Raw genomic sequence first — 19,993 nt, 5'->3', positions numbered from 1 at the left:
CGTCAGCCAGCGGCAACACCGGCAAGTTTCAGCCGATAGCGCGCAATCAGTGGTTCCAGGCAGTTCTTGAGATTGAATCTTTCGATAACCCGAGCCCTGCCCGCTTCGGCGAGTCGCCCCGCAAGAACCTTGTCATTCATGAGCCTCGAGATCGCGTCGGCCAGCGCAACCGCGTCGTTTGGTTCGACCAGCAGCCCGGATACCTCGTGCCTGATCAGGTCGGGAATGCCGACCAATCGGGTCGATATCGCAGGAAGACCACAGGCCATTGCTTCCATCAACATTTGCGGCAAGCCATCGACGTCATCATCCGCTGCCCATACGCAAGGCAACACGTATACATCACCACCATGCATGAACTCGATAATCTTTTCCTGCACCAGCGTCTTGCCGGTAACGGTTACCTTGTCGCCCAATCCAAGTTCAATCACACGGACCTTCAACTCGGCTTCCAGTTCGCCGCTGCCTCCGATTATGCATTCGAATGCCTCGCCGCGATCGGCAAGTATCCGACATGCCTCAACAAGATACGAGAATCCCTTTTTTTCCACCAACCTGCCGGATGAAACTATGCGGTATGGCCTACTGCCGGCCACCTCGACCACCTGTCGGGGATAAAACCATTCAGGGTCGATGCCGCAGTAGGCAACGAATAACTGGTCTTGTCGCGCGCCATGTTCGAGGTAGAAATCGCGATGAAATTCCGAAATGCAAACGATGAATTCCGCGCGACGAATCTTGTCTTCCAATGCACAGCGGTCCCGAAACAAGTCCGTGGCGTGGCCAGTGAAGCTGAAAGACGCGTCGAGTAGCCAGGCACCATACATGGCTATGGTGCCGCAAGAATGGGCCCATTGCGAGTGAATGTGCGCCGGGCTCTCATACTTGGCGCGAACATTGCGGGCCCAGTGACAAGCAACAAGCAAATGCGCGATGCCGGCCACCCGGGCCCGAAGGTGTTCCCGCTGTCCGAACAATGCGTTGCCGAGGGCCGCAAAAAACCTGCCGCGAAACAATATTGGCGCCAACAGAACGGACAAGATCACCTGCAATGCCGGTAGCGGATAGATCACCATGGTTTGCTGGTTCATCCGCAGCGCCCATTCCGAACCATGCAGAAGTTTGTCCGGACTTCGCATTGCATGTAACACGAACGGGACCCGAGCAGCATCTATCCTGCTCAGTTCGTTGGCGACCCAGGCATTGCCGATCCCGTTCGAAGTTATGTAATGGATCATTGCGTGGTGCCCCGACCTCGGGATGCGCCGGATGGGAAGGTACCGGGCTCCACCTATTTTCGCTGCTTAAGGTAGAAGGCCAGGATAGAACCCGCGGCCATATGGAGATCCTCGATCACGCCATATTGATCGCTATCGATGTGCAGGCAGATGTCCACCAGTTTGCACAGCTTGCCGCCGGTGAATCCGGTCATCCCAACGGTAACGGCTCCGGTCTTCCTTGCGTATTCCGCCGCTTTGATGACATTGGGGGAATTGCCGGATCCCGTGATGATCACCACCACGTCTCCAGGATTGAGCAAATTCCGCAGTTGCCGGACAAATACTTCGTCATACCCAAGATCATTGGCTATCGCCGTCATGAACGGAACGTTGTCGTTGAGGGAGATGCAACGGATCAGCGGCTTTCCTACCCGCTCTGCGGTCTTTGACCAGTCGGTCGCAATATGCGACGCGGTAGCCGCGGATCCCCCATTGCCCATGACAAAAATCTGCTTGCCTTTCTTTTCGGCCTTCTCGATCGCTCCCGCGATGTCGGAGATAGCATTGAGATCCATTTCCTTCCACTTTTCGATCTCCAGGTCGCGGTACCACTCGGCAAACTTGCGGGCAGACAAACCACCCGGGCCGGTTCCGGTCATGTTCGAGGCTGCCAAGCCGGGTGTTTTTTTCTCCTTGATCATGCGCACTACTCCTTTTCCAACCATCAATTGATAGGCTCAACCACCAGAACGCTTCGTTGGCAATTCACCGGCGCCACCATCAATAAATCGGCGAACCACGTCCAACAGCTCCTCAGATGCGTACTGCCCCACCGACGCCTGCCCGACAAGACCGTCGATCTCATCCAGGCGCAACGCGAGTTCCTGCTCGTTCCAGGCCACCGTAACCGACGGAAACTTGCGGAACTGTTCCGCGGTGGCTACTTGATGGTCATTACGCGTTTCCATCAGGCTTGCGCGGCGCGGCATGATGATTATCGGCTTTCCCATTTGCAATGCCGTAATGATCGACCCGGTACCCGCATGCGCAACGATAGCCGACGCCGTCTTGTAGCGACTCCTAAATTCCTCCGGTTCGAGTAGCTGCCGGCATTCTATTCGTTGCGGACGATAGCCGGACTGCCCGATCTGGGCAAACACGTCGACGCGATTGCGTGTGGATGCCCATTGGTCAACGGCCTCGACCAGGCGATCAAACGGCATCTGGGCTCCAACGGTGACGAAAATCACAGCACGCTGCCCCTGTATAGCGGCCCATCCGGCTTGGCGAGGTGCTGCCACTGCGTAAGCCACAAATCCGCGTGGCGGCCAATCATCTTCCCCGACATCGACAACTCGTCGACGTTGGCAATGCTATCAAGCCAAATAGTTCTGGCACCAAACAACTTTGCGAGGCGCAATGCGAAGTAACCTGGCAACGCTCCGGTAGAAACGACTACGTCCGGTCGCTCGCGAAGCAGTATCCATAACAGTTTGAACAGCGTTTGCGGCCACCGCCACTTATCCCAGCGCGTCACGTCCCGGACCGTGTAGAACCTCGCTGATCCGGCGTCGCCACGGTACGCCCCATCAACGGTAACCAGCACCAAGTCATGGCCGGTGAATGCCGGAACCAATCTCACCAGTTCAACCCAGTGGCCGCCACCGCTGGAAACAGCCATGATTCGCCGCATTCGCCAAAGCGAACTGGACGGCTGCGTCCGTGTTTCAACCGAAACTGGCAATCAGACCACCTATCATCCCAACGATACCCGCAGCATAGAGCAAGCGAGATTCAGCGCTCCTGCGCGCGCGAATGCTTGCAACCGCAAGGAAAGCCGTGAGGATGCCACAAACAGGAAGTATCAGCTTGCTGCCGGGAATGACTGCAGCCAGTTGTCCCGGTATCTGCCAGCAGAGTCCAATAGCAAAAAGATAAAGGCCGGACCACAAGCCGATAACGCCTAAACCAAACCGATACTTGCCGAATCTTGGATAGCAATGTCCGAATTGCTCATCGTCTGTCGAAATCGGAAACGCGATAGGGCGAAACTGATTCTGAAAACCGAAATGTCTGACGAGCTTCTCGCCATTTTCGGAGACGAAATGTCGCAACATGGCCTTCTTCCGCGAATTGATAGCCTCACCGCAAACAATGTATGCACGGCTACCGCGAATGAAGCCCGGAAAGGCCACGTTGCTCATATCACCGCCCAAGCGCCAGACAAGGGGCAAGGCTTTCAAAAAATACTTGGCTACCTTTCCGGGCGAACGCACAAGACTCAGAGTCGGATTGTATTCAGGAGCCTCGAGGACGAGCAGATCACTGCGTCCGCTGTCGCTGATCGCCTTGATGCCAATTCGACGAATCATTCGGTGGTCGGCATGTATCTCGCCGGCGGCCGGCACCAACACGGCTGTTCCGGGCTCGGCGGTTAGCACGATATCTATTATTTTCGCGGTCGCCACGTCAAGGTCGGATGCACTAACGACGCAAGTTCCGTTCATTGGGGACTGGCCGTAACCAAGAAAGTGCAGATTTGTCCCGGGCACGCCGACCGAGCCCCACGCCGCCACCGCCTCGCCCTCTCGCGTTTTCGCGCGCGGCGAGGCCGGATCTCCCGCCCCGGAAGTGAAGTAAACAATTTCCACCTTCATCCCATGATCAAGTACCCATAGTGCGTATTCCCCAGCGAGAACGACGCAATCATCGGGATGCGCAACCAGCACAAGTGCATTCGTAGGTGCGGATTGCCAAATTACTGGCCTGAGCGACAGGTATCGGAATAACGAGACCGACAAAACTGCAACGAGCAAGCCGCCAGCGAATAGCATGATCCAGAGCGCTATCGTCATATGCCGAACGAAAAACTGCCGAAGCCTGCAGACTTCACCGGCTCGTTCAAACAATTCGCCGCAATCGGACAATGCCTGGCTGCGCAGCGCTGCTCCAGAAAAACACAACGTCGATGATGACGGGATAGTATCAATGCGACAGCGACACTGCTCATTCCGGTTTGGGTGACAGGCGAATCTTGCGATGGTAAAGATCGGTTGTGTTCCGCTTCCCGAGAAGGAGCGAGCGTAGTTCGAAACGTCTCAAGAAACGACGGAACGCCTTGTCGCCAAATCGGGGAGTCTTGGAAAACATGGCCTTCAGATAACCCCAGAAAATCCCACAGCCGCCAACGACATAGGGCTTCTCGAACATCCGGTATACCGCCACCGCCGCGACGAAATAAGGCGCGGACCCCATAAAGTACTTGCCGAACCCCCAGCGCAGCCTGCCCACCCAGATGCTTTGCTGACTGCTTCCCATCTGTCGCAGATGGATAAACCTGAGTTCCGGACGATCCTCGGATCGCGCAACCCATCCTTTCATTCTGCACATGTGGCCGTCGATTCCGTCCCAGCTTACCTGTCTGACAAACCCACCGATCTCCTTGAACGCGGCGGTTCGATAGAACTTCGTTTGCCCAACTGCGTTCTCGTCGCCCAATCGTTCGGAGACGAGAGTTCCATCCGCCTCCCTCAAATACGCCTTCCCCGAGAAATTTCCCAGGTAAGGATCACTCTCCATTTGCTCGATGATGCTCTTGAAATAGTCCGGCGGAAGTTCCAGGTCAAGATCGAGTTTGCAAAGATACTGAAACTGATCAATATCGACAGTCTCCAGCCCTGCGTAGAAGGCGTCTATTACCCCCGGGCCGACGGCCCGATGGCCACGGTCCAGTCGCGTGACCACCGAAATCCAGGAATACCGAGCGGAATACTCTTCAAGAATCCTCGGCGTATCGTCCGTCGATCCATCGTCAACAATCACCCACTTTGCCGGCAATGCCGACTGCGCGACGACACTGTCAAGCGTCTGACGCATGTAGTCGGCCTCATTGCGGCACGGAGAAACCAGGAGATAGTTCTTAATAGTAGTCATCAAGATTGGGTCTGCAAATCGATGAGGGAAATTCCGGTTGCTGAATTCCAGGGTCCCCGGAAATAATTGGATCGCGCAGGATGGCGAAAGGTCCGAAACGGTCGGTGCTGGATTTCCTGCAATTTTTCATGGCCAGGAGAAGCTTGTGAGGCAACGCGACTCTACCCAAAACAGTACCGGCTGGTCAATGTCAGCTGACAGGCTCACGAAATTCAAAGGGTTGCCAAGGGCGCTGCAAGCCGAAAATTAGCTATCGACCGTCGACAAAAAGTGACGCAGGCGGCGCCAAGACCAGGGCATACCCTCCGTCCTCGATTCAATAGGAATGGGACAAATCCGGGAAGACAGATCGTCAGCCAAAGACTGGAGGGGATATTTCGCACGTCCGGAATTCATTTGTATTCGATCAACATGCCTTTCCGGCGAAAAAGTCGATCGCGAAGAAAGTACAACGTACCAATCCCCTCAGGGAAGCGCCCGAGGACCTGAAACACGGCACGCCACCAAACCATGCGGTTGGCCATCCGGCTTTTTGCAACGATCCTCAAAACCTGCAATGGATAAAGGAGTAGCAAGCCTAGATATACCGGATCGACTATGGTCGCCGCCGCAATCGCTACCGGCATTGCAAGGCCCCACAGCAGCGCCCGCCGCGCTTGCGGAACATAATGTCGTTCCGGAGGCGCACCATGGAGATTGGCGCCTTCTGCAAAAGCGTATCCGGCTCGTTTTGCTCGCTTCCACCATTGGCCAATATGGGTCATAGCCGCATCGTGCAACGTCATCTCAGCGCCAAGACGCCAGATTTTTCCTCCGCTCGCGCGCAAGCGGACACAAAGCTCCGGTTCCTCACCAGCAATCAGATCCGCACGAAAACCACCCACAGACTCAAATGCATCGATCCGCATCATGGAATCGCCACCGCACGCACGCGCCTCGCCAACAGGTGTATCCCATTCCATGTCGCACAGCGCGTTGTAGATGGATTGTTCAGGGAACCGCTCACGCCGTCTGCCACAAACCGCGACTACCTCCGGGTTCCGAGTCAGGAAATCCACTGCCTTGCCCAGCCACGCGGAATCGACTTCGCAATCTCCATCAACGAATTGCACAAAAGCCAGTCCTGGCCCAACCTCTCGCAAATGCGCGAATCCCGCGTTCCGAGCCCTTGCGGCGGTAAAGGGAACCGTCATGTCAATTTCGACCACAGACACATTTCTCGAGCGGGCCATCGCCACCGACCCATCGGAAGAACCTGAATCGACATACACGACCGGCCCAGCGACGTTCGCTACTGAATCAATGCAACGCCTCAGGCGCTCGCCTTCGTTTCGACCGATCACGACTACCCCGCAGGTCGTTCGGGGATCGGCGCTTTCAGCCATGTTTGGCGCTCCAACCCAGTTCTGAAGCACCGGTAAGATCCTTGAAGTTTTCGCAACTCAAGTCCTGCCCCAGCCAGCCGCCAAGGCGCTGCAGATCCCTATTGAACCGTTGTTCAAGATCCCTGGCCAACATCGGATCAAGGTGAGGCCGTTGCCTCATGGTCAATTTCTCCTTGACCCAATTGCGCAGATCGCGCGGCACAAGCGTTCGCCGAAGCTGCGTCGCCAGCGCGGACTTCACCACGACATCGAACAAGGGAAATCGCCTAAGTCGTTCGCTGGAAACGTTGCTTGGCTTTAATTCATCAAGCCATTTAGGGGTACCGCTATAGCCGATGAACTTGCAAACGCGCTCCAGTTCTGACTGCGGTTCTCGCGTCAGGCGATCGAAAAATACCGGCAGGATGCTGTCGCGCCCATACGCGTCGAAATACGGAGCAAGTTGCAGGGAATATTCGCCATAGGCGATCATCTCTGGATACTTCCTGACCGCTTCGTTGATGTTGCAATGAATGTTGCCCATGCTCCATTCATGAATGTAATGCGAGACAAGGCGATCGATCGGATGCCGCATCACATACACCAATCGCGCACCGGGAACGACGGCGTGCATGCGCGAGATGGTTGCGTCATGGGTAGGCAACTTGGAGTAGTGGGTACTCGCCTCCCCTTTCAAGTCTCCCGGGCTCGCGGGTGAAAAAAGACTTGAGTACCAACTGATGCCTCGAACATATTGGGAGTCATCGCTGAAAAAATTTGGCTCCTTGGGATCGCACATGAAGATCCCTGGTTGCCGCGCCAGCTGTTCCTGAAGCGTGCTGGTAGCCGATTTCATCGCCCCAATGATGATGAAATCGGGAAGGAGGGTCGGTGGCTGGACTGGGTTCATGGCTTCTCAATAAGCGGAGGTTGTAGCGATTGCCACCTGCATGTTCAAGGTCAATTGACTGCAAAAACCAGGGAACGCTGACGACCGCCCCATTCCAGTCGCTCAGCAAGTATTCTTTCCGTGATCCAGGCAGTGCCAGATAGCTCCGGCGAATGGTAGCGCAAGGAATGCTTCGGTGGCCGTTCAGCGAACCGACGTCGGCCCCCCATTGGTTGCCAGGTCCAGCGAAATAGGTATTGGCGTCGCATTGGGGACTACCACCGCCTTGTAGTGATTCAGTGGCCTGCCTTGCGCCTGAAGCATGAGGATCCTGATCACTGCAACGTGGGTAACGATGGCAATCGGGGCGTCCCCATGGCGTTCCCGCGCATCTAGAACACCCTCGATTGCGCGGACCCTCAATTCCTCCAGCGTCTCCCGTCCATCAAGATGAAGCTCCGCCGGCCTCGAGTTCCATACCTTGAACTCGACAGGGTAGCGAGCCTCGACTTCAGCCTCACTCAGCCCTTCCCACGGCCCCATTCGCAACTCGTTGAAATACTCCGAAACCAGCGGATCCAGATTCAGTTTTCTACCAAGAATCATGGCGGTCTCGAATGCCCGCTTTAGCGGACTAGTCAGCAGCGTTGCCACTTGCAACTGGCCTATCGCCTCAGCTGCTTTCTCGGCCTGCAACAATCCCCTGGAATTTAATGGTTCGCTGCTTCGTCCCGAGTAGACCTTAGCCACGTTCGAGTCAATCTCACCGTGGCGAATCAAAATCAGATTCATGCCCTTCCAACTGCCTTTCAAAAAAGTGACAATGCCGAAATGGCGTTATGAGTCGTTCATGGATCGAATGCAACCCGGGAAGGCATCCTCCACCCGAACCGGTTTTTCATTGAAAACCTGTGCCAGCAAGCTGCAATCCAAAGACGTATCGGCAAGCAGTTCGGGCGGTGCGTTGGACGGGATGCGCTCCGGAATCAGTCGGGTTGGATCTTCTCCCATACCGGTCAAAGCCTTCCGCACAAAATCGAAAACGCTAATACGGTCGCCGCCGACGTGCAGCACTCCTTTGAACGACGATCGACTTGCCCAGACGATCACCTGCGCAAGCTGATTTACCTCGATCGGAGACTTGTACATATCAACATACCGGCCAAAGGGTGTTCCCTCGCGCAGAGCCTTTCGCGCCAAGGCTAACCTGGGATCCAGTTGCCCGCCTGAATACCCATAGATATAACTAGGTCGCACAATGCAAATATCCCCTGCTTCCGCCATTAGCATGTCCTCGCATGCTTTCTTGTTACGTCCATACAATGTCATGGGATTTCTCGAATCCGATTCCAAGTACATCCCCTTTCTACCATCGAAAACCGCATCGGAAGACAAGTAGACAATCCTCATGTCGCGACAGAACCGAAGCAACGACTGCATTGCCGCTACCACACCTGCAGAATCGCAAATATGCTCCACCTTGGCCGCGATAATCAAGGTTCCGACGCCCGATAAAGAAACGACCTCTGGCAAGGTCTGCTTGAGCAAATCGAACCTGATTGAATCCGGAAAAACCCGATGTTGCCGAAATGTATGCTTGGGTCGGGATCCGGATCTGCGAAGCGCATGCACCACCGCCCGCCCTAGGAAACCCGTGCCGATTACGATGGTTCGCTTGGCCATGATGCAAACCCTTTCCTGGTCCGGAACCAGTCCAATGCCATGCCGGCAGCCCAGAACACAACCAACCGCGCCAATTTTAATCGGACATTCCGCTGTTTCGATGAGCTATCATCAACCGAGTCTGAGGTATTTTGGAGAAAGCTGGGTTAGTGAAAGCTTAGCGAGTCGAATGCCGTTTGCGCCAACCAGCATGACTCCCCTTGTCTGCGAACTGTCCGGTCGCCGCTCCCCGATCGCTCAATCCAGGATCACATTCACGAATGTTGCCGCCCGATACCCCAGACAACCAAACCCCTAAGCCCAATCAAGATTTCGTCACGAGAACCGAGGGGGCCGGCAAGGACCGTAGCGGCGCGACGTCCCAACCCACGAGTTCAGAATCCGTGTCCGCACCCGGAACTGCGACGGGCCTCGGGCGCGCGCCATTGAAAAAGCTTGCCTTGCACGGTGCCGCCTGGACTGTTCTGGGCTTTGGAACAGCCCAAGCCTGCCGCCTGGCGGGAAATCTGGTCTTGACCCGTCTGTTGGCACCGGAAGCCTTTGGAATCATGGTGCTCGTTGAAATGGTGCTTGCCGGCATCCAGATGTTCTCTGACTTCGGTATCGGCGCCGGCGTTGTTCGGAATCGCCGCGGCAACGATCCGCAATTTCTGAATACCGCCTGGACGCTTCAAGTCATGCGTGGCGCTGGGCTCTGGCTCACCACATGTATCGCCGCGATACCGATCTCGATCATTTACGAAGCGCCGATACTGATGCAACTGATTCCGATTGCAGGAATGTCGGCTCTGATAGGCGGTTTCACATCGACTAGCGTTCTCTCACTTCGTCGCGATGTAAATCTTAAGCCGCTGGTGCTCTGGGAAATATCAAGCCAGATATTCGGTCTGCTCTGCATGATTGCGCTTGCATGGTATCTGCGGTCGGTCTGGGCACTGGCTCTCGGTGGCGTCATACGAGTCGCGGTCGCCGCAACAACGTCGCAGTACCTTATTCCTGGCCGCAAGCCTCGCTTCGCATGGGAGCATGCCGCGGCCCTCGAACTAGTCAACTTTGGCAAGTGGATATTCCTCAGCACGGCATTAACTTTCCTGATTCAATGGGGTGACCGTAGCCTGCTGGGCCTATTCATGACCAAACCCATGTTGGGACTGTTCGCCACCGCAACCATCTGGTCGAGAATCGCCGTTGAAGTCTTGCTGCGCCTCAATACCCAAGTGATGTTTCCGATCTATGCAGACTTGTTCAACCGCGGCGACCCGCTACTGCGGAAAAAGCTGTTCAAGGCACGCCTCGGATTGGCTATCGCCTTCGTCCCCCCCATGTGGGCGCTTTCGCTCGGCGGGCAATGGATGATCGATCTGCTATATGATCCGCGCTACGCGGAGGCCGGATGGATGCTTCAGATACTTGCGGCCGGAGCAGTCGGTGCCGTGATCAGCGTTCCGGCAAGCAGCATTCTGCTCGCCGTAGGCGATTCCAAACGTCATATGATACTTCAGGCTGGACGCGGACTGGTCCTAATTGCTTGCATATCGGCAGGCGTATACCTCGGCGGAGTAACGGGAATGATCATCGGCGTCGCAGCCTCGAAAATAGTGGATTACCCACTACTCGCATGGTCCATTCGACGCTATCAGGTTTGGATGCCGGCTCTGGATTTGGGTGCTTTTCTACTTTCTGGAATGGTAATTCTTGGAGGCCATGCTTACTTCGGCAACATATAGAAACGGCACCTTTTAGCCATGAGCGACTTCATAATTCAAATAGGTGAAATGCTTACACCCGAGCAAGTTGCTGAAATGCTTAGAGACAGGCCTGGCATGAAGAATCGTCCGCTCGTTATTCGACGATTTGATTGGGGATCTGCGGTGATACAGCCACCACCCGGTAGAGGGTACCAACCATTTGAAGAAAATGGGAAATTGTTCGCGTGCACCGGACGCCCAAGAATGATCGGGATTTCGCACGAGAACTCCGGCGAGAATGGATTTTGTCGTGAACTGGCGCAGAGCCTCGAACATGATCTCGCCACGGAATTGCCGGCATCGATTACCGGAATGTTTGCTCTTGCAATGTTCCAGAGCGATGGCTTTCGCGTAGTAACCGACATGCTTGGATCGCAGCCAGTTTACAAGGCAGAGAATGCAAGCAAGGATGTCGTCTGCGTCGGGACCAATGCGGATCTCGTTACCGCAATCGTGGGCCATCGCCGTGAACTGGACCTCGTATCCATTGGAGAGTTCCTCGTCTACGACCAGATATCGTTCCCCTTTACCACCTATCAGCGGACCACAGAAATCGACCCGGCATCGGTCCACCAGTGGCACTGCAAGAGCGGACGCACGATAGCATCCAGCAATGCCTATTGGCAGCCTAGCGAACCAACGATCTGGCCAAGCCGTGACGACATAGCGGATGAACTGGAATCGGCTCTTCGCTCGGCCGCGGAGGAAATTGCACGCGGAACGCACAGAATTGCCGTTACGTTAAGCGGTGGGCGCGATTCACGCACCGTTCTTGCCCTGATGCGCGCGAAGGGGCTTGAAGCAGCGCTGACCTATTGCACTAGGGAAAACCGTGAAACCGAAGTCGCAACTCAAGTCGCTCGAGTTGCGGGTGTGCGTCATCTGCTGGTTAGGCGTGACCCGCATTTCTATGGGAACGTTCTCGAACGGACCATGGCGCTGATTGGCTCTGAGGTCCGTGGCGAAGCTCATGGATTTGCAGTGGCGGACGCTCATCTGGCTGAACATTTCGATGTAATCGTCGGAGGTTACCTGTCGGATACCCTTCTCAAGGATCATTTCATGCCTTTGGCACAGCGCGAGCGACTGCGAAAGAAGTCTCTCCGCGAACGAATGATCTCCGTTTTCCGTGCACAGACTCGCCCCCCGACAAGCACGCGGTGGGCAGCTTCACGAGATATGCTTTGTCCGGATATCCGTGATCAAGTTGAATCGAGGCGCCAAAAGCGGCTAATCCAGATCGCAGATATCCGGCCTCAAAGTAGCGAAGAATGGCAAGGATTCTGGCCGATCAGCCGTCAGCACGATGTTGGGTCGGCACTAGCCAATAGCCGATTGTTCTGCGCCGACGAACTGTTCTATTTCCGACGTGTCCTCGAAGTTGCTACCCGCATTTCTCCAGAGGATCGCTACTCAGGTACGGTTGCCCACCTTACCTTTAACCGTTTGTGCGGTCCCCTGAATGCGCTGATAAACGCCAACACCGGCGTTGCCGCAAGCGCCGACAACGGAGAAGAAGGAAGATTCTTCAAGAAACTTCGTCGCACTGGCAGGCTTGATGAATTTCGCAGCCTTCCGGTGTCCGATGCTCCCTGGAACGACGTCCAGCATAGTTGGGCAGATCCGGTAAAGTTGCTGCTGCATTCGCCGGATTGGCAGCGCTATCGAGAAGAAATTATCCGTTCCAATGCGAATGACGTTCTGCGTTCGATCTTGTCTGCAAAAAGTCGCGACATGGTTACTCGCTTTGAACCTGACGGCGATCCGCGGGCGAGCATGGCGCTGATACAGGCCGGTTTGCATATCAAGGGCTCCTTGGCCGCGACTGCCTGAAACATGATTTCGATTTCAATTGAGTCGCCCAACCGTTTGCAGCGAATTCCTCGGCTTCGTTGTTGGGTCTCTTCGGATTCCGAGTACTAGAGTATTCCGATGCGCGCTGCGAATATATTGTTGGCTAGCCAATCAACAACTCGACGCCATGAATAGCGGTTCGATTTCCGTCACTGGCCCTGGCATTACCGGCGCTCAAGATGAAGCCTGCAATCCTACCCGGAAACTGGTCGTCAACTGGGTGCTGCCGGGAACCAGTCTTGCCGGTGGGATCAAGTCCAATCGATTGATCGCTGAAGCAATGGTTCGCCTTGGGCACACCGTGAATATCGCCTATGTCGCACTGCCGCGCCCCTGGCCGAAAATGTGGCATGTGCGCCGTTGGCTGCGACGCGCAAAGAGCGAATGGGATACTCGCAACCATAATAGTCATCACCTCGAACGTTCCACGGCGAACTTGATCCCGGTGAATGCGCGCCGGATAGAACCTGAGCACCTTCCTGATGCGGATGTAACCATCGCAACATGGTGGGAAACCCGGGAATGGATCGAAGAATGGCCGACCTCCAAGGGCATCAAGGCGTACTTCATTCGCGCCCACGAGCTTCACGGCGGTGATCCGGCGCGCGTGGCGAGGACCTATCGAATGCCAGGTCTCAAGTTCGTCATCGCACGCTGGCTAAAGAACCTGATGGCCGAAAAGTATGGCGATTCCAGTGCCGTGCTCGTACCCAATGGCGTCGATCGGTCGCAGTTCGAATCGGAGAGCCGCGATCGGGCAGTTGTCCCAACTGTCGGAATGCTCTACGGAGTGGCTACCCTGAAAGGCGCCGCAACTGCATTCAACGCATTGAGACGCCTTAAGGATCAATTTCCCGAGTTGCGAGCTATTGCTTTTGGTTCCCAGTTGCCTATGCCGGAACACGAGCCGCCGATCTGGCTCGAATATCACTTGCGCCCTTCTCAGGCGGAGATCCCGCGCCTGTATCAGCAGGCCGATTGCTGGATCGTGCCGTCGACCACCGAAGGTTTCGGCATGCCGGGCATCGAAGCGGCTGCCTGCCATTGTCCAATCGTCAGCACTCGATGCGGCGGTCCGGAGGACTACGTGGATGACGGCGTGTCGGGGTTTCTCGTTCCAATAGGGGACGCTGGCGCAATTTCCGATGCCGTAGGTCGGGTGCTGAACCTGAGCGGCGAAAAGTGGCGTGCTATGAGCCAGGCAAGCTATGAAATCTCGAAAAGATTCGACTGGGATCGATCTGCCGGCATTCTTCAGAACGAACTGCTTCGTGCTCTAGAACGACGCTGAATTGAGTTCGCGGAATTTGATCGTAAAGCCAATATATGGGGATGTCGGGAGCGCTACCCGATATTCGACGGGTAGCGTAATGACAACTTGTAGTCGCTCAAGTTGTCTCGGCGGCCGGATGCATTGTAGTAGCGGTTTCATTTTCCAGCATTCGGGCATAGCCAACTCCCAATCCCGCAACTGACCAGTAGACCACTGGAACAACCGACACACTGCTGACGGTGCCTATGATGACGAGTATGCCGACCAGGGCCGAGAAAAGCGCTTGGCCAAGAAGATAGCGCTCGTCCTCCTTGTTAGTGACACGTCTCATCGCCTTGATGATGCGGTAGATAGTGACGGCGAATACCCCGACGAAAAGGAACAAGCCAACCAGCCCGCGTGCAAGCGCGACTCCGACATAAGTATTTACTATGTCAATGAATCCACTACCTGTCGCCAGATCCTGAAATTCCGACGCACCCATAAAGTCGAACGATCCGAAGTAGGGATTGACCATGATCACGGAAACTGCGCGCTCCAGGAGGTCGGCACGGTAATCCACCGTTTTTGTTTCGGCCGTTCCGACCCACGGCAGATAGTCGAGAATCTTGTCCCCAACCGGAGTCGCCATTGCCAAAGGGAGCGCTAGGACGCCAAACAACGACAGCCGAGTCAACCCACGGACTCGATGGGGTCCGGTCAGCACGAAGACGAGCACGATCACGGCCGCGCCAAGCCACGGGCCACGGGATAGCGGGGAAACCAAGCCGGCTATCAGCAAGCCCATCCCCAGCATCCAAACACGCGGATCGGGAACCGATTTTTTCAGGTAGAGGAAAAAGGCCATACCGACCGCAATCACGTAACCCAGAACTATGGCATCCCCAGGAGTTCCGACGGCACGCAAGTCGTCCCCCCGTCCAAGATAGCTAACCAGTTTCGATCGAACATCCAACGCGTCCTTGAGTGGCGAATAAATCAGCCAGTGCCTGGCAAACTCGAATACCCCAACGGTGCTTAGCAACAACGCGGCAATCGCGAACGCCATCAGGGCTTCTCGGAAATCCCGGAGGTCGCGCAGCGAACGACTGGCAACATAATATGGAAGGAATATATCAATAAAGGGATAAAACACGCCCACGCGAGCCACATTGGTCAGAGTGCTGGCCGGCAGTATCAGACTGAACTGGAGGATGAGATAGCCGGCCAGCAGCTTGTCGGGCCAATTCGTGCCGAACCGCTCAATGCCTTTCTGCATGCGCAAATACAGATATACGGGCAGCAAAACCATCAAGGCAAGTAGCCGGGGGTGGTCGATCGCGAACAAAAAGTTCATCACCCCCATCCCCCAAATCTCGCTCCGATAGGGCGGCACCGCAAACAGCAAGAGAAAATATAGGGCGAGCTTGTTGTGTTCCTTCTTAACCGCGAAGAAAACCAATGTCCCCGCGAGCACCATGTAGACCCAAAAGCTGTGGGCCAGGAAAGCCGCAAGCGTTATCCAAAACCAGAGGTTGCGCCGTCGAGCAAAATCCGCAGGCGCAAATGCCAAAGAACTGACAGGCGCCCTGGCGAACGCAAACACTGCAGACGCCAGAACAAGAAGGACTATCAGCGTTCTGAGATGTTCCGGCATTCTTGGTCAGACCATGAGTTGCATAGTAAACACGTATCAGCGAAAACTGTGAGCCTGACGATACCGACAACGGTATCGAACGGGAATACTGGCCTCACTTCGCTGAGGCAATTCACTCTCACTGAAATCGAGTGGTCAAGCCCCGGAAGATGACTGCCTCGAATGAGCAGGGCGGAGCGATACGCCGAACACCCGGGCCAAAATGGCGTCCAGCAAAAACAGGAACAACAATGCGACGACCAGCAAAACAATGCCTGCCGCGCCATGCAGAAAACCCTGTCCCGCTTCGTCTCCCAAGTGATACGTCACCAATATCAATACCATGACGCGAACAATGTTCGCGACAAACGCAATAGGAAGGATGCTGGCAAGCATGATTCCGTTATGCAGCCAGCTCTTGCGTTCAGTGATGTACATGAACAAGACCCCAAGTGCGGAAAGACTGAACATGGAATGCAGGCCAGAACAAGCGTCGGCGACCAGCAATTGGTATTGACCGATGGTTAACACAACGCCATTGCGGGCGATCGGATAACCGACTTGATAGAGTACCTGTTCGGCGATTATTGATATCCAGTTTTTCAGTGGTCCGGTCAGCGCATCGACAAGGATTCCGGGTAACGGAATCATGAAAACAATATAAAAAAGCGGAAACCACGCAGCACGCAATATTGGCATGCCTTTGAAAATCAACATGGCGCCAGCCAAGACCAGAATCTGGGATCCAAAGTCCAGAATCGAAATGCTCTGCGAGCGTCCTAGCACGTACAGAAACACGCCCACAATAAAGCATGGCCAGCCAAGAATGCCCAAGGGCTTGATCTCTGCCTTGAGCATGGCGTCCCGAACTTCCCAAAAAAGCCAGATCACCACCAGCAGTATGATTGCTCCATGCGCGTAGTCATCTGATTGCCAGAGGTCTGTTGCAGCCCACCAGTACGTCGGCATATACATCGCCGCATAGCCCATAAGGACTATGAGCCAAGCCATTCTAGGGATTGGAGTAGGAGCAAGGGATAGCGCCATGCTTAACGGCTACCTTTTCTTGTACAGAATCGTACAAACAACCACGTCATTTCGTGATTGTTACCAGTGGCGGATCGTTCAAGACCGAACCGACTACTGCAACGCCGATGCGGGTCAAAGTTTGGGCCATGTCACGAAATGCACTCACTCTTGTCTCGATCATGCGCCCCACCAGCAAAGCTGAACCTGCACGGGCAGCAACCACCGTGGAGTCGGCCCCCACATTCATTCCTGAGGTGTCCAGGAGCACAATATCGTAGGCGTCGCGAGCTTGCGCAAGAAGGTCTTCAAAACCAGGACGGTTAAGCAATTCCTGCGGATTCGGCGGCGTTGCTCCAGCAGGAAGTACGGACAGGTTCACGAAGACCGGAATTCGAATTGTCGCTTCCTCGACGGTTGCACGTCCGGCCAAAATACTCGAAAAGCCAACCTTGTTTTCCAACTTGAATAGTTCGTGTTGGCGAGGTGCACGCAAGTTGGAATCGATCAAAAGCGTACGCTCACCCAACTGGGAAAAAACGATCGCCAGATTTGCCGCGACGTAACTGCAACCTTCGCCTGGCCCCGCTGCAACAATTGCAAGAGCAGAGTTGCCGGCCTCCTTGAGAAAGCAACGCAGCATCAATTGGCTACGAATCGCCCTCAACTGCTCCACCTCGTGACTGAACGGCTGGTACGCAGCAATTAGCTCTTCGCTGACTGGCTTGGCTTCCGTCGATGGCAAGTAAGCGTAGTCGAACTGATACGAAAGCGCGTAGCGAATATCGCTTTCCGTCAGAATTCCTAACTCGATCGCCGCATCGCCGAAACGAAGATTCTTTCCCTTTTGAAAGCGAAGGACGCGCTCTGCGTCCTCTGCCGTTAGGCGTCCTGTATCGATCAGGATCGCACCAATGGAACGCTGGGTGCTGTGAAGAGCGGCGTTCACGGCGCACTCCCAACCCGGTTTGCCTCATCGCGCAAAAGCAAGGCCCGCCGTTTCGCCGCACGGCGCTGGCGATGATTGGCCACGAACGCGCGCAAAAGGTCCAACCTCTGGCGAAACGTATATTTGTCTCTAATCGGCCCAATCACTCCAAACACTGGAACTCCATCCACGGCGAGATCAGTCTTATCACGCACGCGCCGGTCAAGGAACTCAAGGCCCAGCGCGGCAAGAATTCCGACGAGAATGCCGCCGACCAGCGATGCGGCCAGAAATCTTGGAATATTGGGACGCGACGGCTCGGAAGGTTCGATCGCAGGGCTCAGGACGCGGACATTAGCCTGCTCAGACTGGGCTTCGAGGCTCAGTTGACTCATGCGTTGAGCCACCGATTCGTAGGAACGCTGCGCCGACTCGACATCTTTGTTCAGAACCGTAATTTCGTCCCGCGTCTCGCGCAATGCCAGTACTTGCTTCTTCTGCTCCTCAATAAGCTGTCTTAGCTCGGTCTCCTTCATCGCGGTCGTACGCGTCGCGGTCGCCGCGCCCCCTGAAATTCGCCGCATCTCTTTTTCAAGCTGCTCCTTGAGGCCCGCAATTTGGCCTTCCAACTGCATTCGCACAGGATGGTTTTTACCCATGGTGCCGCTGGTCTCTATCAACCTCGCCTCGGATTTGGCCAATTCGCCCTTCAACGAAACGATAATGGGATTCTGCTGTACGTCCGGAGAAAGCTCGCTACCCGAACTGCGCTGACGACTGCTTGTGTCGACTCGCTCACCCTGTATTGCCGCGAGTTGTGCCTCCAACGCATTAAGCCTGGTAGTTTCCTGATCGACGCGCTCGTCGGACGCCACGATACCTTTTTCACGCTGATAGGCCGACAACTTGGCCTGGGCCTTTTCAAGATTGGCTCGCAGGACTTTGAGTCGCTCATCGAACCAAGCTGAATACTGGCGCGCAGGATCGACCCGCATGTCGATGAGCAAATCAATATAAGCTTGGGTATAAGCATTGGCGACCGTGGTGGCAAACTTAGGATCACGCCCCGAATACGACAGATTGATGATATTGCTGCCCCGCGCCGGACTTACCGTCATTCCGCTTCGCAACAAGCGCGCGAAATAGTTCTCCAGAGGCGTCGTGCCATTGGTTGCCTCCTTCCATTGAGCAACCAGTTGCGGATTCTGGTCGACCCGAAGGAGGCGCACCACACCGATCGCCGTTCTCTCGCTCGATATGATCTCGGTCTGGGTCGCCATGTAGGTCGGTGTGCCGACAGTCGGCAACAGAGCGCCGGCAATCGGATCCGATTTGACATCAACGACCATCGAGGTGGTGGCCGTATAGACCTTTGGCATCAACATGGTGATTGCCGCGCCGGTGGCAGCCACCAGAACAAATATCGATGCTGCCAGATGCCGTCTGGCAAAAATGATAAGAAAGAACTGTTGCGGAGTCATACGTTAACCCGGCCTAGAAAAAGCTTTCACGAACGTAGATCACGTCGTTCGGTCTTACTGGATCAAAAAGCTCCGGACTCGACTCCACCAACTGTCCTTCCTTGTCACGACGGTGCATCCGCAACCATCGCTCCAAGCCTCGCGCGCTCGGGCCTCCTGCCTGAACCAGGGCTTGCTGGACGGTCATACCTCGTTCAATCCTGAACGACCCAGGTTTCTGGACTTCTCCATAGATGTAATACACTGGCGCCCGATGCACATAGATAATGTCTCCACCAGAGACAACGACGTCATCGTCGCGCTTTGAGTCCAGATAGAGGCTTGGAACGTCGATTTCCTTGCGAAACGGCTTGCCGTCTCTGGATCCGATCAAAATGACCGAGTCATCTCCTCCTGGGGAAATGCCGCCAGCCGTAGCCAGTATGTCGGTCAACCGTGTATTGAAGGTCTCGAGTGGAAAGCGTCCCGGCTTGCCAACCATACCCAGTATCGACACCCTGTTGCCCAGTATCTGCGAAAGAGAAATGTTGACTTGGGGCTGCGGAACAAATCCGCCATCTCGCAATCCCTTGGCTATCTGCTTCTCAGCTGCATCGAGAGTCAAGCCACCTACCTTCACCGACCCTAGTAGCGGGTAGGTAACCGTTCCGGACTCCGACACGCGTGTCTCGACAGTCAGGTCTGGATTCTGAAACACCACAATTCGGATCAAATCTCCGGAACCGAGCGTAATGTCCGCACTACTCTTATCCTGAGCGACGCCCGATCCCGAAAAAACAATCAGACAATAGCAGGCCAACCAGATTCTGAACGGCATTCGCATTGGCTTCCTCGTAGACAAACATTCACAAATGTGGGTTTTCATTCTAGACCAAAAGCCAAGCAATACGATTCATGCATCGATCCTTGCAGAACAAACGATACTTTTTGGATGCTGGCTGTTCCCCATGCACTTAGTCAACCCAACTTACAGTCATCA

The 19,993-nt window shown here is 55.1% G+C and carries 18 protein-coding genes; 3 read left to right on the top strand and 15 right to left on the bottom strand.

The annotated features are described in order from the left end of the window. Positions 1–2 precede the first annotated feature (2 nt). The 10 genes from J0M27_RS08915 to J0M27_RS08870 form a co-directional block, all read right to left on the bottom strand. The gene (locus J0M27_RS08915) at positions 3–1,238 is read right to left on the bottom strand and encodes a glycosyltransferase (RefSeq protein ID WP_294990124.1); all 1,236 of its coding nucleotides are present in this window, start codon (positions 1,236–1,238) and stop codon (positions 3–5) included. A 53-nt stretch (positions 1,239–1,291) separates the two neighbouring features. Beyond that, positions 1,292–1,921, bottom strand: a complete 630-nt coding sequence (locus J0M27_RS08910) for an SIS domain-containing protein (protein ID WP_294990122.1) — start codon at positions 1,919–1,921, stop codon at positions 1,292–1,294. 36 nt (positions 1,922–1,957) lie between these two features. Next, positions 1,958–2,470, bottom strand: coding sequence for a glycosyltransferase (locus tag J0M27_RS08905; protein WP_294990121.1), 513 nt, complete (start codon positions 2,468–2,470; stop codon positions 1,958–1,960). Further along, positions 2,467–2,901, bottom strand: a complete 435-nt coding sequence (locus J0M27_RS08900; protein ID WP_294990119.1) for a hypothetical protein — start codon at positions 2,899–2,901, stop codon at positions 2,467–2,469. The genes J0M27_RS08905 and J0M27_RS08900 overlap by 4 nt, the downstream gene beginning before the upstream one ends. A 46-nt stretch (positions 2,902–2,947) precedes the next feature. Further along, positions 2,948–4,054 carry a PIG-L family deacetylase gene (locus tag J0M27_RS08895; protein ID WP_294990150.1) on the bottom strand — a complete coding sequence of 369 codons (1,107 nt, stop codon included), beginning with the start codon at positions 4,052–4,054 and terminating at the stop codon, positions 2,948–2,950. Between the two features lie 172 nt (positions 4,055–4,226). Further along, positions 4,227–5,153: a glycosyltransferase family A protein gene (locus tag J0M27_RS08890; protein ID WP_294990116.1), complete on the bottom strand. Its 927-nt coding sequence runs from the start codon at positions 5,151–5,153 to the stop codon at positions 4,227–4,229. 392 nt (positions 5,154–5,545) lie between these two features. Then, positions 5,546–6,538, bottom strand: coding sequence for a glycosyltransferase (locus tag J0M27_RS08885; protein ID WP_294990113.1), 993 nt, complete (start codon positions 6,536–6,538; stop codon positions 5,546–5,548). After that, on the bottom strand, positions 6,531–7,427 hold the full coding sequence (locus J0M27_RS08880) for a sulfotransferase (protein ID WP_294990110.1): 897 nt from the start codon (positions 7,425–7,427) through the stop codon (positions 6,531–6,533). The genes J0M27_RS08885 and J0M27_RS08880 overlap by 8 nt, the downstream gene beginning before the upstream one ends. 183 nt (positions 7,428–7,610) lie before the next feature. Beyond that, complete coding sequence (locus J0M27_RS08875) at positions 7,611–8,198, bottom strand: histidine phosphatase family protein (RefSeq protein WP_294990107.1); 588 nt, start codon at positions 8,196–8,198, stop codon at positions 7,611–7,613. Positions 8,199–8,243: 45 nt separating this feature from the next. Then, positions 8,244–9,089 (bottom strand): sugar nucleotide-binding protein, encoded by an 846-nt coding sequence (locus J0M27_RS08870; RefSeq protein WP_294990104.1) that lies wholly within the window; start codon positions 9,087–9,089, stop codon positions 8,244–8,246. A 425-nt stretch (positions 9,090–9,514) separates the two neighbouring features. On the opposite strand from J0M27_RS08870, the gene J0M27_RS08865 reads away from it, so the two are divergent. The 3 genes from J0M27_RS08865 (at position 9,515) to J0M27_RS08855 (ending at position 13,982) form a co-directional block, all read left to right on the top strand. Next, positions 9,515–10,816 (top strand): oligosaccharide flippase family protein, encoded by a 1,302-nt coding sequence (locus J0M27_RS08865; protein WP_294990101.1) that lies wholly within the window; start codon positions 9,515–9,517, stop codon positions 10,814–10,816. A gap of 225 nt (positions 10,817–11,041) precedes the next feature. Beyond that, the gene (locus J0M27_RS08860) at positions 11,042–12,670 is read left to right on the top strand and encodes an asparagine synthase-related protein (protein ID WP_294990098.1); all 1,629 of its coding nucleotides are present in this window, start codon (positions 11,042–11,044) and stop codon (positions 12,668–12,670) included. 148 nt (positions 12,671–12,818) lie between these two features. Next, positions 12,819–13,982, top strand: coding sequence for a glycosyltransferase family 4 protein (locus J0M27_RS08855; protein WP_294990095.1), 1,164 nt, complete (start codon positions 12,819–12,821; stop codon positions 13,980–13,982). Between the two features lie 97 nt (positions 13,983–14,079). On the opposite strand, the gene J0M27_RS08850 is transcribed toward J0M27_RS08855, so the two are convergent. The 5 genes from J0M27_RS08850 to epsE form a co-directional block, all read right to left on the bottom strand. Beyond that, a complete protein-coding gene (locus J0M27_RS08850) occupies positions 14,080–15,549 on the bottom strand; it encodes an O-antigen ligase family protein (RefSeq protein ID WP_294990092.1) in 1,470 nt (489 codons plus the stop codon). Positions 15,550–15,735: 186 nt separating this feature from the next. Next, positions 15,736–16,626: an exosortase B gene (gene xrtB, locus J0M27_RS08845; protein ID WP_294990090.1), complete on the bottom strand. Its 891-nt coding sequence runs from the start codon at positions 16,624–16,626 to the stop codon at positions 15,736–15,738. A 46-nt stretch (positions 16,627–16,672) separates the two neighbouring features. Then, positions 16,673–17,554 (bottom strand): chain length determinant protein tyrosine kinase EpsG, encoded by an 882-nt coding sequence (gene epsG, locus J0M27_RS08840; RefSeq protein WP_294990087.1) that lies wholly within the window; start codon positions 17,552–17,554, stop codon positions 16,673–16,675. Further along, positions 17,551–19,014, bottom strand: a complete 1,464-nt coding sequence (gene epsF, locus J0M27_RS08835) for a chain length determinant protein EpsF (RefSeq protein WP_294990084.1) — start codon at positions 19,012–19,014, stop codon at positions 17,551–17,553. Before epsF ends, epsG begins: the two co-directional genes overlap by 4 nt. Before the next feature lie 13 nt (positions 19,015–19,027). Then, the gene (gene epsE, locus J0M27_RS08830) at positions 19,028–19,831 is read right to left on the bottom strand and encodes a polysaccharide export protein EpsE (protein ID WP_294990080.1); all 804 of its coding nucleotides are present in this window, start codon (positions 19,829–19,831) and stop codon (positions 19,028–19,030) included. Positions 19,832–19,993 lie beyond the last annotated feature (162 nt).

The organism is Sulfuritalea sp. (genome assembly GCF_017302275.1).
Taxonomy (GTDB): Bacteria; Pseudomonadota; Gammaproteobacteria; order Burkholderiales; family Rhodocyclaceae; genus Sulfuritalea.
This window is presented reverse-complemented; position numbering and strand designations above follow the sequence as displayed.

Coding starts and splice junctions, on each gene's coding strand:
- J0M27_RS08915 (WP_294990124.1), bottom strand. CDS start 1,238: ATGATCCATTACATAACTTCGAACGGGATCGGCAATGCCTGGGTCGCC.
- J0M27_RS08910 (WP_294990122.1), bottom strand. CDS start 1,921: ATGATCAAGGAGAAAAAAACACCCGGCTTGGCAGCCTCGAACATGACC.
- J0M27_RS08900 (WP_294990119.1), bottom strand. CDS start 2,901: ATGGCTGTTTCCAGCGGTGGCGGCCACTGGGTTGAACTGGTGAGATTG.
- J0M27_RS08895 (WP_294990150.1), bottom strand. CDS start 4,054: ATGCTATTCGCTGGCGGCTTGCTCGTTGCAGTTTTGTCGGTCTCGTTA.
- J0M27_RS08890 (WP_294990116.1), bottom strand. CDS start 5,153: ATGACTACTATTAAGAACTATCTCCTGGTTTCTCCGTGCCGCAATGAG.
- J0M27_RS08885 (WP_294990113.1), bottom strand. CDS start 6,538: ATGGCTGAAAGCGCCGATCCCCGAACGACCTGCGGGGTAGTCGTGATC.
- J0M27_RS08880 (WP_294990110.1), bottom strand. CDS start 7,427: ATGAACCCAGTCCAGCCACCGACCCTCCTTCCCGATTTCATCATCATT.
- J0M27_RS08875 (WP_294990107.1), bottom strand. CDS start 8,198: ATGAATCTGATTTTGATTCGCCACGGTGAGATTGACTCGAACGTGGCT.
- J0M27_RS08870 (WP_294990104.1), bottom strand. CDS start 9,089: ATGGCCAAGCGAACCATCGTAATCGGCACGGGTTTCCTAGGGCGGGCG.
- J0M27_RS08860 (WP_294990098.1), top strand. CDS start 11,042: ATGATCGGGATTTCGCACGAGAACTCCGGCGAGAATGGATTTTGTCGT.
- J0M27_RS08855 (WP_294990095.1), top strand. CDS start 12,819: ATGAATAGCGGTTCGATTTCCGTCACTGGCCCTGGCATTACCGGCGCT.
- xrtB (WP_294990090.1), bottom strand. CDS start 16,626: ATGGCGCTATCCCTTGCTCCTACTCCAATCCCTAGAATGGCTTGGCTC.
- epsF (WP_294990084.1), bottom strand. CDS start 19,014: ATGACTCCGCAACAGTTCTTTCTTATCATTTTTGCCAGACGGCATCTG.
- epsE (WP_294990080.1), bottom strand. CDS start 19,831: ATGCCGTTCAGAATCTGGTTGGCCTGCTATTGTCTGATTGTTTTTTCG.